Below are 13,867 nucleotides of genomic sequence, written 5' to 3'. Positions count from 1 at the left end.
TCGCGATTGCCCCTGCTCCGATAGCGCTCAGTGAGCTCACGTCGAGGGGGCCGCCTCCGTTTGTGAATGCGTCCCCTCGCGTTCGAGCCATGAGCGGAACAGCGCGACCACGTCATCTGCGGACCTTCCATCCGGAACGTAAGTGCAATAGCTCCGGGACGGTAGACGAGGGCCGGCGAACGGCGCGACAAGCCGGCCGGCGGCAAGGTCGTCTGATACAAGCGCAGTCGGTCCCATCGCGATGCCTATGCCGTCGATGGCAGCCTGCAACGTCAGATAGAAGTGATCGAAGGTGAGGGTGGCAGCCGGCCGGAGTGCAGAAATCTGTGCGCTCCCCAGCCAGTCCGGCCAGAGTCGCGGCAGACTCGATGTGTGCAGCAACGTATGCTGATGAAGATCGTCTGGCATCCTAAGCGGCAGTTTCTGCAACAGTGCCGGGCTGCAGACCGGGAGTCTCTCTTCGGACAGAAAAGGCCGCATCGAATAGCCATAGAACGTGTCCGGACCGCCCCGGATGATGACGTCATAGATATCTTTCAGACTCTCCACCGGCTCGTTCGACGTCTCCACCTTGACGTCCACGTCGGGATGCTCGACACGAAATTTCGCCAGTCTCGGCACCAGCCAGCGCAACGTGAACGTTGCGGGCGCGTTCACGGACAGTGTCCGGGAGAGCGTTGCAGGGACGCCATATCGGGCGGTTGCCTGCGAGAGCTGCTCGAACACGGGGCCGATTTCCTCCAGGTAGGCCTTCGCCGCGGCAGTGAGCACCACGCGGCGGTTGTGCCGTTCAAATAGCGGAGCGCCCAGCCACTCCTCGAGCAGCCGCACGTGCTGGCTCACCGCACCGTGAGTCACGTGCAATTCCGTGGCGGCTTCCTTGAAACTGCCTAGCCGGCCTGCGGCCTCGAAGGCACGTAATGCATTGAGTGGAGGCAGTACCCGTTTCATTCGAAATAGTTTATCTAACGCGAAATGGCAATTTATCTGGTTTGTTAGCGCGCCACAAGATAGATATCCTTCTTGCTGCACTCTTTCTCCAGGACCCGCATGCTCAGCTATACCGGCGGTTTCGTCCTCCTCGCCGCGCTGCTCCACGCGAGCTGGAACGCGATGCTGCACGGCAACGGCGACCGCTTGCTGTCCATGACGTGGATGAGCATCGCCATCGCGGCGGTCTCCACGGTCGTGATTCTGTTCGCACCGTTACCGGCCGGCGCGGCCTGGCCGTACATCGTCGCATCGGGGCTCGTGCATATCGTCTACAACGTGACGCTCGTGCGGTCGTACCGCCGCAACGATCTGGCGCAGGCCTATCCGATCGCGCGCGGTTCGTCGCCGCTGCTCGTCACACTCGGCGCGGCGCTCTTCGCGCGTGAGGCGATTGGCCCGTTGCACGTGCTCGGGATCGCGATGATATCGGGGGGCATCATCGCGATCGCGCTGGAGAGGGGCCACTTGTCGCGTGCGGGTTTGCTGGCTGCGCTGACGACCGGCGTAACCATTGCCATCTATACCGTGATCGACGGCATCGGCGTGCGTTTATCCGGTGGCGAGGCGCTCGCCTATACCGCGTGGATGTTCCTGTTCTATTGGCTGATGCCGGTGTTGTTCGTTGCAACGCGTGGGCTCGCGGCGCTGTGGATGCCGGTAAAGGCGGCGCCAATGGCAATCGGCTCATCGCTCGTCGGCGGCCTCGTGTCGATCGCGGCGTACGGCATCGTGATATGGGCGCTGCAGTCGGGCGCGATGGGTGCGGTATCGGCGTTGCGCGAAACCAGCGTGGTGTTCGCGGTGCTGATCGGGCGTGGATTTCTGCGAGAAACGGTTAGTGGAAAACGCTGGCTCGCGTGCGTGATCGTCGCGGGTGGGGCGGTTTGTTTGGGGCTTTGACGTTGCCCGACAGGATGGATTCGTTATGAATTTTCTCAAGGAATATATATATGCCAAGGACTCCAGACAGTGTCCCGCAGGCGCCACTCATTCTGATAACCGGTGGCGGCCGCGGCGTAGGCGCGGCGACTGCGCGGCTCGCTGCTGCACAAGGTTACGATGTGGCGATCAGCTTCGTCTCCAACGAGTCAGCCGCCCTCGCGGTGGCGGCCGATGTAGAAGCTGTTGGGCGCCGCGCTCTGCCCGTGCGCGCAGATAGCGCGGATCCAGAGCAGGTCGCCCGGCTATTCGCCGCGATCGACCACGAGTTCGGCCGGATCGATGTACTGGTGAACAACGCCGCGGTACTTGCGCCGCAGTCCCGGTTAGAGGATCTCGAATTCGAGCGGATGCGGCGTATCTTCGCGGTCAACTCGATCGGCCCTATCCTCTGTGCGCAGCAAGCGGTGAAGCGCATGTCGTATCGTCACAATGGACGGGGCGGCTCCGTGATCAACATCTCATCGGCGTCGGCCCGGCTCGGCAGTCCAAACGAATATGTCGACTACGCTGCATCGAAGGGCGCTCTTGAGACATTCACTACCGGCTTCGCCAAGGAGGTCGCACGGGATGGGATACGCGTCAACTGCATTCGCCCTGGACACATCTACACGGACATGCATGCTAGCGGTGGAGAGCCAGGGCGGGTGGACCGCGTCAAAGACTCGATCCCCATGGGAAGAGGTGGTCAACCAGAAGAGGTTGCGCGGGCGATCCTATGGCTGGCAAGCGCCGAGGCTTCCTTCATCACCGGCACGTTCCTCGATGTCACTGGCGGGAAGTGAGTAGCAGGGTGTGGCGCGGGGCCTTTGCCTCGGCGACGCGCCACCCCAAGTGCCGGCTTTCCGCGTACGCGACGGTATGCCGGGCGCTCCGCCATCACTGCCTGGTAGCCGGCATCCGCCGCTCCTTGCCTGCCGCCTTTCCCCAATACCCTCAACCACAAGATATCTGCGCCGTTTACATCACGACGAAGGGAGGTTTGGTCATTTGATTGGATATTTGACGGTTTACGTTATATTATTTACTCAATTCCATGAGGTACCGTCATGTCCGACTCCCTGACCGATGAAGCACGCCTCGCCGGCGAAATCGACCGGCTGAAGGCCGAATTCCCCAAAACCCGCGAGCTGTATCGCGAGGTCTGCGCGCTGCTGTTCTTCCGCTTCGGCATTACGCCGACCGCGAACCGGCTGTATCAGTTGGTGAAGCGCGGCAGTATGAGTACGCCGACTCAGGTGCTCGGCGAGTTCTGGGTTGAGTTGCGCGAGAAGAGCAGGGTGCGGATCGAACATCCCGATTTGCCGGCAGAGTTGCAGGCGGCAGCCGGGGAGTTGATCGCGGCGCTGTGGACGAAGTCCGCGGCATCGGCGCAAGCGGCGCTCGAGACGCTGCGCAATGACGCCGAGGCGGAAAAGTTGAGCGCGCGCCACGAAGTAACGTCATTACAGGGGGAACTCGCGCGGACCGAAACGGCGCTTGAGCAGCGCACCGGCGCGTTGCTGGCGGCACAGGTGCGAATTCAGGAACTCGAACAGGCGCAGGCTGCAGCGGAGGCGACGCGTCAGTCGCTCGAGACTGAACTCGCGCGTCAGCAGGACGAGATCGGCGCGCGTGACCGGGCACTGGTGCAGGCGAGGACGGATTTTTCGAGTGAGCTCGACAAACTGCGGAGTAGCGCCGAGCTTGCGGAAGAGCGTTTGCGCGCGGCCGAGAAGCGGGCGTTACTTGAGATCGAGCACGAGCGGGTTGCGAGTACGCGATCCAAAAATGAACTTGAGGCAGCCGCGCGTCGGGCGGAGCAACGTGAAAATCGACACCGGGAGGAAATCCAGGCGTTGCAGGTCCAGCTTGGCGACGCGCGTCATCAAGCCGGTGTCATGGAGGGAAGTCTGGTGGCGCTTCGCGATTCGAACGCCGGATACGTCGCGGAACTCAGCGTATTAAGGTCGCAGTTGGCAACCGCCAGGACGCATCAGGCGAGCACAAAAAAGCGCGCGCAATCTTCGGTTGAGGCTAGTCAGCCTCGCCACGTCACAGCCAAGGCCGGGACGAAGAAGCGAGCAGCATCCTGAGGCTGTAACGTCGGTCTGTGGGCTGGTCGATTTCTGCGTGAGCCTTTTATTCGAGGTGATCGGGATCGCGGGGTTTGCCGAAGATCCTGCTGCAAAACCAGATGAACAGACGCATGGCAAAACCTGAAAAAGACCCCGCGAAGCGGGTTAAACACATGTTACGGCGCGAGGATCGCTCCGAACCGTCGAGAGAGAAACGTCCGCCTTGCGCGGACGTTTTCTATGGTGCTGTCGAATGTTCCGGGCAGCTTGGCGGGCCGCACTTTATCAGCAACGATTCCAGAATCGGGGGTAATGCGTGGGATGGTAAGGATTGGACGCGTAGTCAGGCGGGAGAGCGGGTATCCAAGGATTTTGTTTAATTTGACATAAGATAAATTATCAACAATTTTAACAGAGCACGCTGCTATAATCGCAGCGACTTCAACCGGGTTCCAGCTTGCCGGTTTCCCCAAGATAATTTCTGTCCCGGGCGCGATCATCGGCGCTCACTGATCAAACGCATGACCAAAGATCCGGATACTCCCGTGTGGGCGAGCGCGCGCGGCAGCGCGCGGTGGTCAGCGTCAATCGCGAACTGGTCACACTGTATTGGCAGATTGGCCGCGACATTCTTGACAGGCAGCAGAAACAAGGCTGGGGTGCGGGCGTTGTCGACCGGCTCGCGCGCGATCTCAAGGCGGCATTCCCCGACATGCGCGGCTTCTCGCCACGCAACCTCAAGTACATGCGTGCGCTCGCGCAAGCCTTCCCGCAGCCGGAATTTGTGCAACAACCTGTTGCACAATTACCGTGGTCGCACGTAGTGACGCTGCTCGACAAGCTGGACGACACTGCCCAGCGGCTCTGGTATGCGGAAAAATCGCTTGAACACGGCTGGTCGCGCAGTGTGCTGACCATGCAGATTGAAACGACCGCCCATGCGCGTGTGGGCAAGGCCGTGACGAATTTTGCCGAGCGTCTGCCGCCAGCGCAATCCGATCTCGCGCGCGACGCGCTCAAGGATCCCTATATCTTCGACTTCCTCGCCCTGACTGAGAGCGCACAGGAGCGTGACATCGAGCATGCGCTCACCCAGCACATCACGCGTTTCCTGCTCGAACTGGGTGCCGGGTTCGCCTTCGTAGGGCGTCAGTACCGGCTGGAGGTAGGCGGTGACGAGTTTTTCATCGATCTACTTTTCTACCACCTGAAGCTGCGCTGCTATGTCGTTGTCGAACTGAAAACGACGCCGTTCAAACCCGAGTACGCAGGCCAGTTGAACTTCTACCTTTCGGCGATCGACGCGCAGGTCAAGGCGCAGGAAGACCAGCCGACCATCGGTCTGCTGCTGTGCAAGGAAAAGAACAGGCTCGTGGCGGAATATGCGTTGCGCGGCGTAGCCAAGCCGATGGGTGTGGCCGAGTACCAGCTCATGCGCGAGGTACCGGAGTCACTGGAGACGGACTTGCCCACCATCGACCAGATTGAGGCGGAACTACGTCCCGATCTTCCGGACGCAGCCACGTAGTATCTGTTGGTTAGCGCCCCGCCCTCTGAATTTGCGCCGCGAGATTGCCTGCGATGAACTCGAGGCGTGGGACTCGCGGTGGTGGCCGAAGGTGTCGAGACGCGCGAGCTGGCCGACTGGCTCGCCGCCATCGGCTGCGACATGGGGCAAGGCTCTCTATGGTCCAGCGCGGTTCCTCCGCACACGCTCCTCGAGATGAAAACGCACGCGCGCGAGTCTGCGCCGACGGTCGTGCAACTGCACAACCGTCGGGTCAATGAACGAGTGATGCTGGAAGTTCAGTCCAACCCGGCTACCGGATCGACACGGCCCCGAAGTTCACGCGGCCAAACGGGCTGACGCGATAGCCATCGACATTCGGACGCGTGATCGCGGCCACCAGTGGATGCACCAGCGGAATCCAGAGCGCCTGATCATGCGCGATCTTCACGGCGCGGTCGTAATCCTGCGCGCGAATCGACGCGGTGCTGGTCGCCTTCCCGCTTGCGATCGATGCATCCAGCGACGCATCGCAGTAACGCTGGAAGTTGGTGCCGCCCTTCACCGCGTCGCACGAAAATAGCGGCGACAGAAAGTTGTCGGGGTCGCCGTTGTCGCCGGCCCAGCCCATAAACAGCAGATCGTATTGCCCCTGCTTGATTTCATGAAGCAGCTCGCCCCACTCCAGGGTCTTGATCCGCGCGTCGATCCCTATCCTGGTGAGGTCGGCCTGAAGCAGTTCCGCACCCACCTTCGGATTGGGATTGAGCGTGCTGCCGGTCGAGCGGGTCCAGATCGTCAGGCTCAGTCCGTTCGCCATGCCGGCCTGAGCCAGCAGCTTTTTCGCGAGCGCGGGATCGTACGTATAGCCGGTCTTCGCCTCCGTGCCGCTGGGATACGGATCCGTCGCGGGGATTGCGCTGGTGCCGAACAACGTCTTCACGTACGTATCGCGATCGAAGGCCAGGTTGATCGCGCGGCGCACGGTCGGGCTATCGAGACCATGACGTTGCGTATTGAGCGCGACGAACGCCGTCATGAAACCGGGCACGTCGAGCACCTTCAATGACGGATCCTTGCGCGCCGATGCAAGGTCGTCCGGTTTCGGTGCGAGCGCGATATCGCATTCGCCGGCCTTGACCCGTTGCGCGCGCACAGTCGGATCGGGCGTAATCGCGTAGATCAGTCCGTCGACCTTGGGTTTCGGTCCCCAGTAGTCCGGGTTCACCGTGTAGCGGATCGTTGCGTCCGGGCGATAGCTCTTCAGAACGAACGGGCCCGTCGATACCGGTTTGGCATTCAGGTCCGCGATCGCGTTGGTCTTCAGCAGTTGCGCAAGATATTCGCTTGAATATATCGAGGCGAAACTCATCGTCAGGATCGGCAGCAAGGTGGCGTCCGGATGATTGAGAACGATGCGAACCGTCAGCGGATCGACCTTGTCGACCGATTTGATCAGCTTCGTGAGCTGCATCGACTGCACGTTCGGCATCACCACCGTCGGCAACGCCTTGCGCCATGCGTTGTCCGGATTGAGCATCCGGTCGAACGTGGCAATCACGTCGTCGGCATCGAACGTCCGGGTCGGCTTGAAGTAATCAGTCGTCTGGAAATGGACGTTGGGACGCAGATGGAACGTGTAGACGTCGCCGGACCGGTTGACGTCCCAGCTCTGCGCGAGCGCCGGCTGCACCGTGCCGGTGGCATCGTCATAGGTGACGAGTCCGTTGAAGATGACGTCGGCGGACGCATTCGTGATGGTCAGCGTGCTATAACGCACCGGGTCGAATCCTTCCGGACTGGCTTCGGTGCAGACGACCAAAGGCTTCGCAAATGCACTCGCGAGCGGTAAAAGCATGAGCCACGCTATAGCGGAAAATCGCAATTTCATTGGATGTTTCTCGTTTGACTTGATCCCGCCGCGACGCGCGTGCGGCGGACGAGGTCCGGCACAGGTTCAATCGGGATATCAGAAGTTGTGGGCGATACCGACGCGCACGTTGGCCTGCGTCTGTGTGCTCGACGGGGTGAATGCATAGCCGATCACCGCATTCACGCCGCTCGATGCGCGGAGGTAACCCGCTGACGTGTAGATCCGTGTGCTCTTCGAGAGACTCTCGTAGAGACCGATCGACAGTTCGTTCCAGTGATGATGCTCGAAGGTCGTGTACTGGTAGCCCGAGCGGAGCGCCAGCGCAGGCGAAAGCTGATACGCGCCGCCCGTTTCGTATACGTGCATGAAAGACGATACGGTTCCATCGGCCGACGTGATTTTGGTCAGCGTCGTGTTGACCTTGATCGTGAGTTTGTCGAAGCTGTAGCTCGCACCGATTCCACCGGTGTCGAGGTGGCTCACCGTCAACCCGGTGCTTGAATAGAGCGAGGTGAGCTGGCCGGTCGAACTGCTGACTGCGGCGGTCCTGGTGCCGAGAAACGACGAGAGGCCCAGCGCGTCGTATGGATCGATCGTCGTGCTGTTCAACTGCGAGTATGCCGCTGCCGCGCTGAACGCGCCCGCCGAGTAAAGCACGCCTGCGCTCCATGCAGAGCCGGTGTGGAAACTGCCGGCCGTATTGCTGAACGAATACATTGCGCCCGCGCTCAGGCCGTTGAAACTCTTGCTCGCGAATTTGACTGAGTTGATCATCGTGTCGCCGCTCATGCGATCGAGGTCACCTAGGTGAATCGCGTAGCCGTCGCCGTCCTGGCTGATGTTGTAGCGCGACGTATAGTCGTTGATGAAGTCGTATTGCCTGCCGAGCGTCAGCGTGCCGAGCCAGTTGCTCAAGCCCACCAGGGCGGTTTTGCCGAACATGTAGCCGCTGCTGGGCTTCGAGCTGCCATCGGTCACACGAAAGCCGGAGCGAAGGTCGAATACGGCCTGTGTGCCACCACCGAGGTCTTCCGTGCCGCGCAACCCCCAGTAATTGCTATACACAACACCGCTGTCCATTTTGTATTGGTGCTGGCCGCCGGTGTCCGTTATATAGCTCACTCCGTTGTCCATCCGACCATAGAGCGTCACGCTGTTGTCCGCTCGCGCCGCCGATGTTGCCAGCATCGCAGTCGTTCCCAAAACCCCAAACCCGAGAATGAATCTTGATTTCATGTGCCGTATTTTTAGTGTGAATTCCATAGAAGCCGGACCGGAACCCATGTGATGCGGCAAGGCGCTGCACATCGAGTCCCGAGCGGCATTCCCGCTCGTCGGGGAACGGAATCACTGTATCGCGCGGCAAGTAGAAGAAAAAACTAAAACCCTTCGTTTGGTTCGATCAATTTGAAATAACGTTCTATTTTGGTTGGTGATTAGGAAAGGTAGCATTCGTTTTATGTCTCGAATGCGCTAGTTAATTCTTACCACCGATTACATAACTTTACCCATGTGCCAACTCCTTGCTCTCAGCTGTGCTGAGCCGACCGATGTGACCTTTTCATTCACGGGATTTGCAGCGCGAGGCGGTCTGACCGATCACCATGTGGATGGATGGGGAATCGCGTTTTATGAGGAACGGGCATGCCGTTTATTCATCGACGACAAGCCTGCCTGCCGTTCGCCCATGGCCGAATTCGTGAAGCGTTATCCGATCAAATCGCGCAATGTCATTGCGCACATCCGGAAGGCTACCCAAGGCGGCGCGAGTGCCGAGAATTGCCATCCGTTCATGCGCGAACATAACGGGCAGCAATGGGTATTCGCACATAACGGCGATTTGCGGGAGCGGAACTGGTGGGTGCCGGGTCCTTATGCCCCGGTGGGAACAACCGACAGTGAAATGGCCTTCTGCACGATCATGAATGTGATCCATGAGCACGGTGTCGATCGGGAGACCACGCCGGACGCGTTGTTCGACGTCGTCGAGGCCATGACTCGCAACCTGAATCGCTATGGAATTTTCAACTTCCTGCTGTCGAACGGACAGTCGCAGTTTGCCTACTGCTCCACGAGACTGGCCTATGTGACGCGCCGCTGGCCGTTCTCAAGCGCGAGACTCGTCGACGCCGATATGTCGGTCGACTTCTCCGCTTATGCGACCTCGAAAGACTGCACGGCCGTGATCGCGACGACACCGCTCACCGATGAAGCATGGATCACGTGTCAGCCGGGCGATCTGCTCATGTTTCGGGACGGCCTTCTGGTCAGACGCGCATACGTCCCAGTACCGGACGAGGTGCTTGCTGCCGCGCGGTATGCACCGTCCGAGGCATCGGGCGCACCGGTCTACTAACCCCCCGCCCCCGAATACGCAGCCTTCAGCGCGGCGACATCGAACTTCGTCATCTTCATCATCGCCGCGGCAACACGCCCGGCCTTTACTGGATCCGGGTCGGCCATCATCGCGATGAGATCGTTTGGAACGATCTGCCACGAGACGCCGAAGCGGTCTTTCAACCAGCCGCATTCCTCGGTCGAGCCGCCGCCCTTGAGAAACGCATCCCAATAGCGGTCAAGTTCTGCCTGATCGCTACAGTTGACCATCAGGGAGATCGCGTGATTGAACGGGTCGAGTCGCCCGGCGCTCATGGCGATGAAGGGCTGCCCAAAGAGAACAAACTCGACGACTTTGGTGGAGCCGGCGCTCGGCACCGCCGTGACCCGAACGACGCGCGAGTCCGGGAAGATGCCCGTATAGAAAGCGGCGGCCTCCTCGGCTTCGTTCGAGTACCAGAGGAATGGCGTGATCTTTTGAATCGTCATGGCAAATCTCCTGTCAGTTCTGGCTGAATGCGGCAGCAAGCCACATGCATGCCGACATTGAGACGACGAAGAAAGACTATCAAAATCGACACGCCGGGAAGAAAAATTAGTGTGCCCTCGCCCTCAATTACGTCCGGCTGAGCGTTCGATACAACTCGTTGGCGCGATTCAGATGCGCGCGCATCGCTTCGGCCGCGCCGTCGCCATCATGTTTCGCGATCGCGTCGACGATTCGCTGATGCTCCGACAACGTCAATTCTTCGGCGCCCGGCGCGCGCACCAGCGGGCGGTAGTATTCGCCCGCCCAGCGAAACAGCGATTCGACAATCGACGGGAAAATAGGATTGCCGCTGATCAGCGCGATCTCGCGATGAAACGCCATATCCCGCTCGATAAACTCCTCGAGATTGACCATCGAAGCGCGGTGCCGGGCAACACTGAGTTGCAATCGGGCGACGTCTTCCTCTGTAGCGCGCTCCGCCGCCATGCGCGCGGTGCCCGTCTCGAGAAAGACTCGCGCCTCTTTCAGGTGAATCAGCATGTCCGGATGGCTGCGCAGCAGATGCATCGCGCCGCCGGCGATCTGCGCGATCAGCCGGTCCGCGGTCGGCACGACCACCCTCGCGCGCTCGCCGTGGACGATCTCGACGATGCCCGAGCGCTCCAGCGTTTGCAGCGCCTCGCGGATCGCCGGCCTGCCGACACCGTATATTTCCATCAACTCCCGTTCCGACGGAAGCTGGGCGCCGGGCGCAATTTCACCCGAGCGAATGCGCTCCATGAGTCGATCGACAACTTCCTGATACAGCTTCCGGCGCTGAATGATCTCAGCCATGACATATCCGCGTAGAACCAAGTGGTGTAATGACCTTACCACGGACTACCCAGCAGATGGAAGCGTACCAGGCCGGCGGTGTCCGTGACACGGCCGGACCGATGGCCGCGGCGCAACCGCCAGCTGTTTCGACATGCATCCATGCCGCATCCGCACGTCATGCCGCGGACACGCGCCCTTCCCTCACTGCGCCGAAGAACGATGCTTCGCCCAGTTGACCGCCTTTCAGCACGATTTGCAGACCGTCGCGCCGCGGTTCGGCCGACCACGCGCGACACAGCGGAGCGCCAGGCGCAAGCCCGGCCACGACGCTCAACGCGTCGATACCGAGCGTGCTCGCCACTTCGCCCGAACTGTCGCCGCCCGCAACCACTATGCGCGCCAGATCGACGCGATCGAGCAACCGCCGCATCACCTCGGCCAAGGCGCGCCCGACCTTGCGCGCCGCGTCGTGGCGCGTCAGCCCCGCTGACGAGGCGATAGCATCGAAGCCGGTGACCGCCGGGTCGTCGGGTCCTTCGGCGCTATACACGATCGCGCTTATCCCGCGAGTCAACGCCTGCTCGGCCGCCGTCACGACGCGCTCGATCTCCGCGTCGCCATCGCGCGGGTCGAGCGCCCTGCGCAAATCCAGGCGTTCCGCGTGAAAACCATGCGCGCGTGCCCAGCCAATCTGCGCGGCCGTCACGGGCGAACAACTGCCGCTGACTGCTGCAATCGTCTGAACGGGTTCGGCGACCGGTAGCGACGGCGTCGGCGGTATCAGGCCGCACGCTCGCCAGTACGCCGCAAGCGCGTATTGCAGACCCGACGACGACGCCGTAAAAATCCCCTCGCCGCGATGCGCCCAGATCAGACGGCCCGCTGCCGCGAGCGTCTCTTCATCGAGCACGTCGATCAGCGCGACCGGCGTGTCGGCCGCGCTCAGCGCGCGAACCCGAGTGTCGACGTCGCCGTTGCGAAGCTGGATCATATCGATCAGTTCGATGCGGCGCGCGGTCTGCCGCGCGAGATGCACGCGAAGATCGGACTCGCTCATCGGCGTGACCGGATGCCGCGACATCGTCGGGTGCCGGTCGAGCCGGTAGCCGACACCGTCCACCGCGGCGAACAGATTGCCGAACATCTGATAACGCTTCAGGCGTGGCGCGCCGACCACCATCGGCGACCAGCTTCCGGGCATCTGCTTCACGCCGATGTCGATCGCGCGGCCGATCGATCCGACCTCGGGCGACGAATCAAATGTCGAGCAAACCTTGTATTGCAGGATCGACGCGCCGAGCGCGCCAAGACTCGCGAAAGCCGCCGGCAGTTCGTCGTCCATCCAGGCGTTGGAACGCCCACGTGACGAGCCGGCCATGCCCACGCATCGAACCTCGGGAAAACGCGCCAGCAACTCGCGTGTGGGCTTTTGCAGACAGAGCACGGTCGGCACGCCAGCGGCCGACATGGCTTCCATCGCGTCGGTCGATCCCGTGAAATCGTCGCCGTAATAGGCGAGCAGCAGCCCATCGGGCCACGCCGTCTCGCCTTCGCGCGTCCCGTTCATTTCCAGAACTCCAGCGCGGCGTTCAGTGCGGGATGCCGTGCCGCATGCTGTTTCAGCGGCACGCCTTCGATGGCCGCGACCCATGCCTCGCGCAACGCCTCGACGCCCGCCGCCACGCCGCCGGGATGCCCGAAAATGCCGCCGCCGGCTGTATGAATCAGATCGGCACAGCCGATCGCGGCATACGTGTCCGCGGCCTGGAGGCCGGTCTGTCCCGAACTGAAGACGGGCATCGCCGGCATCGGCGCGCCGGGCATTACCGGCGCGAGTACCGCGCGCGCGGCGGCGATCACGCTGTCGTCGGGTTCGCTGAACTTGTTGCGCAGGCCGTTCACATGCAAATGGTCGGCGCCGGCAAGACGCCAGATCATTTGCCACGGCGCGTAGTCCCAGCCGAGCTCAGGACAGCGCGACAGATACCCCCAGCCGGCGCGATGCGCGTGAATCGGCAATTGCGAATGGCGGCGCAGCTCATGCATGCCGACGAGGCCGACGGAGTTCAGCACCGCCATCACGCACGTTCCGCCCTCGGCCAGCACGAGATCGTGGCGACGGCGCATCTGATCGAGGTCGCCGGTCAGATTGAACGCGACCATCGCCTTCTTGCCGGTGCGATCCGCCTCCTGGTTGACCACGCGCATGACCGCCCGCACGCGCTCGTCGAACGGACAATGCGGGCCGTCCGCCTGCAACTCGTCGTCCTTGATGAAGTCGATGCCGCCCGCAACCAGTTCGCGCACCTGTTGCGCGGTTTCTTCGGCCGACAACCCGACGCTCGGTTTGATGATCGTGCCGATCAACGGGCCGTGGCTCACGCCGCTCAGCCGCCGCGTGCCTTCGATACCGAACGCCGGCCCCGGATAGGCCGCCGCGAACGACGGCGGCAATTGGAGCCCCGTCAGACGAAGCCCCGACACCTGGCGCAATTCGAACAGATTGCCGGCAATCGTGGACATCAGATTCGGTAACGACGGACCGATGTTCTCGATCGGCCACGACAGTTCGAGCGTGCAGCGCGTGTACCTGTCCGACACGATTCCGCCAGCCAGGCTCGGCGCGCCGGCTGTCTCCAGCACGGTGAGGCGCTCGACGCGCGCGCCCGAACGGGCCTTCAGTTCCGGCGTCTCGTTAGGCAGTGCGACGAAGGTGCCGCTCGACTGCTCGCCGGCGATCACGTCGGCGGCGCGTTGAGGATCATCGCCCGTTTCGAGCCAGTAAGTGGCGTGGATACGTTCGCTCACGATATAAGTCCCTGTTCAGAAATCTGCATGAAAGCGTGACGCTGCGG

General features: G+C 61.6%; 14 protein-coding genes. 7 read left to right on the top strand and 7 right to left on the bottom strand.

Going from position 1 to position 13,867, the window contains the following annotated elements; translation table 11 throughout:
• Window positions 1-36: 36 nt before the first annotated feature.
• Window positions 37-951, bottom strand: a complete 915-nt coding sequence (gene gcvA, locus ACOSV0_RS30015; protein ID WP_434110817.1) for a transcriptional regulator GcvA — start codon at window positions 949-951, stop codon at window positions 37-39.
• A 99-nt stretch (window positions 952-1,050) separates the two neighbouring features.
• On the opposite strand from gcvA, the gene ACOSV0_RS30010 reads away from it, so the two are divergent.
• The 6 genes from ACOSV0_RS30010 to ACOSV0_RS29985 all read left to right on the top strand — a co-directional run bounded on the left by ACOSV0_RS30010 (window position 1,051) and on the right by ACOSV0_RS29985 (window position 5,856).
• Window positions 1,051-1,893 carry an EamA family transporter gene (locus ACOSV0_RS30010; RefSeq protein WP_434110815.1) on the top strand — a complete coding sequence of 281 codons (843 nt, stop codon included), beginning with the start codon at window positions 1,051-1,053 and terminating at the stop codon, window positions 1,891-1,893.
• A 50-nt stretch (window positions 1,894-1,943) separates the two neighbouring features.
• Window positions 1,944-2,717 (top strand): SDR family oxidoreductase, encoded by a 774-nt coding sequence (locus ACOSV0_RS30005; RefSeq protein WP_434110813.1) that lies wholly within the window; start codon window positions 1,944-1,946, stop codon window positions 2,715-2,717.
• Window positions 2,718-2,981: 264 nt separating this feature from the next.
• Window positions 2,982-4,007, top strand: a complete 1,026-nt coding sequence (locus ACOSV0_RS30000) for a DNA-binding protein (protein WP_434110811.1) — start codon at window positions 2,982-2,984, stop codon at window positions 4,005-4,007.
• Between the two features lie 74 nt (window positions 4,008-4,081).
• A complete protein-coding gene (locus tag ACOSV0_RS29995) occupies window positions 4,082-4,369 on the top strand; it encodes a hypothetical protein (RefSeq protein WP_434110809.1) in 288 nt (95 codons plus the stop codon).
• 167 nt (window positions 4,370-4,536) lie between these two features.
• Window positions 4,537-5,517: a PDDEXK nuclease domain-containing protein gene (locus ACOSV0_RS29990; protein WP_434110807.1), complete on the top strand. Its 981-nt coding sequence runs from the start codon at window positions 4,537-4,539 to the stop codon at window positions 5,515-5,517.
• 66 nt (window positions 5,518-5,583) lie between these two features.
• The gene (locus ACOSV0_RS29985) at window positions 5,584-5,856 is read left to right on the top strand and encodes an EAL domain-containing protein (protein ID WP_434110806.1); all 273 of its coding nucleotides are present in this window, start codon (window positions 5,584-5,586) and stop codon (window positions 5,854-5,856) included.
• On the opposite strand, the gene ACOSV0_RS29980 is transcribed toward ACOSV0_RS29985, so the two are convergent.
• Window positions 5,810-7,387, bottom strand: a complete 1,578-nt coding sequence (locus ACOSV0_RS29980; protein WP_434110803.1) for an ABC transporter substrate-binding protein — start codon at window positions 7,385-7,387, stop codon at window positions 5,810-5,812. The two genes, ACOSV0_RS29985 and ACOSV0_RS29980, sit on opposite strands and share 47 nt — an antisense overlap.
• 78 nt (window positions 7,388-7,465) lie before the next feature.
• A complete protein-coding gene (locus tag ACOSV0_RS29975) occupies window positions 7,466-8,605 on the bottom strand; it encodes a porin (RefSeq protein ID WP_434110801.1) in 1,140 nt (379 codons plus the stop codon).
• 316 nt (window positions 8,606-8,921) lie between these two features.
• Here ACOSV0_RS29975 and ACOSV0_RS29970 point away from each other — a divergent pair, with 316 nt between their 5' ends.
• Window positions 8,922-9,725 carry a class II glutamine amidotransferase gene (locus ACOSV0_RS29970; RefSeq protein WP_434110800.1) on the top strand — a complete coding sequence of 268 codons (804 nt, stop codon included), beginning with the start codon at window positions 8,922-8,924 and terminating at the stop codon, window positions 9,723-9,725.
• On the opposite strand, the gene ACOSV0_RS29965 is transcribed toward ACOSV0_RS29970, so the two are convergent.
• From ACOSV0_RS29965 to ACOSV0_RS29950, 4 genes are all read right to left on the bottom strand, one after another.
• Window positions 9,722-10,195 (bottom strand): VOC family protein, encoded by a 474-nt coding sequence (locus ACOSV0_RS29965; RefSeq protein ID WP_434110798.1) that lies wholly within the window; start codon window positions 10,193-10,195, stop codon window positions 9,722-9,724. The genes ACOSV0_RS29970 and ACOSV0_RS29965 overlap by 4 nt on opposite strands.
• A 127-nt stretch (window positions 10,196-10,322) precedes the next feature.
• Window positions 10,323-11,030, bottom strand: coding sequence for a transcriptional regulator NanR (locus ACOSV0_RS29960; RefSeq protein ID WP_434110796.1), 708 nt, complete (start codon window positions 11,028-11,030; stop codon window positions 10,323-10,325).
• Between the two features lie 157 nt (window positions 11,031-11,187).
• A complete protein-coding gene (oiaK, locus tag ACOSV0_RS29955) occupies window positions 11,188-12,579 on the bottom strand; it encodes a 3-oxo-isoapionate kinase OiaK (protein WP_434110794.1) in 1,392 nt (463 codons plus the stop codon).
• Window positions 12,576-13,820 carry a ribulose-bisphosphate carboxylase large subunit family protein gene (locus ACOSV0_RS29950; protein ID WP_434110793.1) on the bottom strand — a complete coding sequence of 415 codons (1,245 nt, stop codon included), beginning with the start codon at window positions 13,818-13,820 and terminating at the stop codon, window positions 12,576-12,578. Before ACOSV0_RS29950 ends, oiaK begins: the two co-directional genes overlap by 4 nt.
• Between the last annotated feature and the right edge of the window lie 47 nt (window positions 13,821-13,867).

The sequence above is a fragment of the Paraburkholderia caffeinilytica genome, assembly GCF_051027425.1.
In the GTDB taxonomy this organism is placed as follows: Bacteria; Pseudomonadota; Gammaproteobacteria; order Burkholderiales; family Burkholderiaceae; genus Paraburkholderia; species Paraburkholderia caffeinilytica_A.
This window is presented reverse-complemented; position numbering and strand designations above follow the sequence as displayed.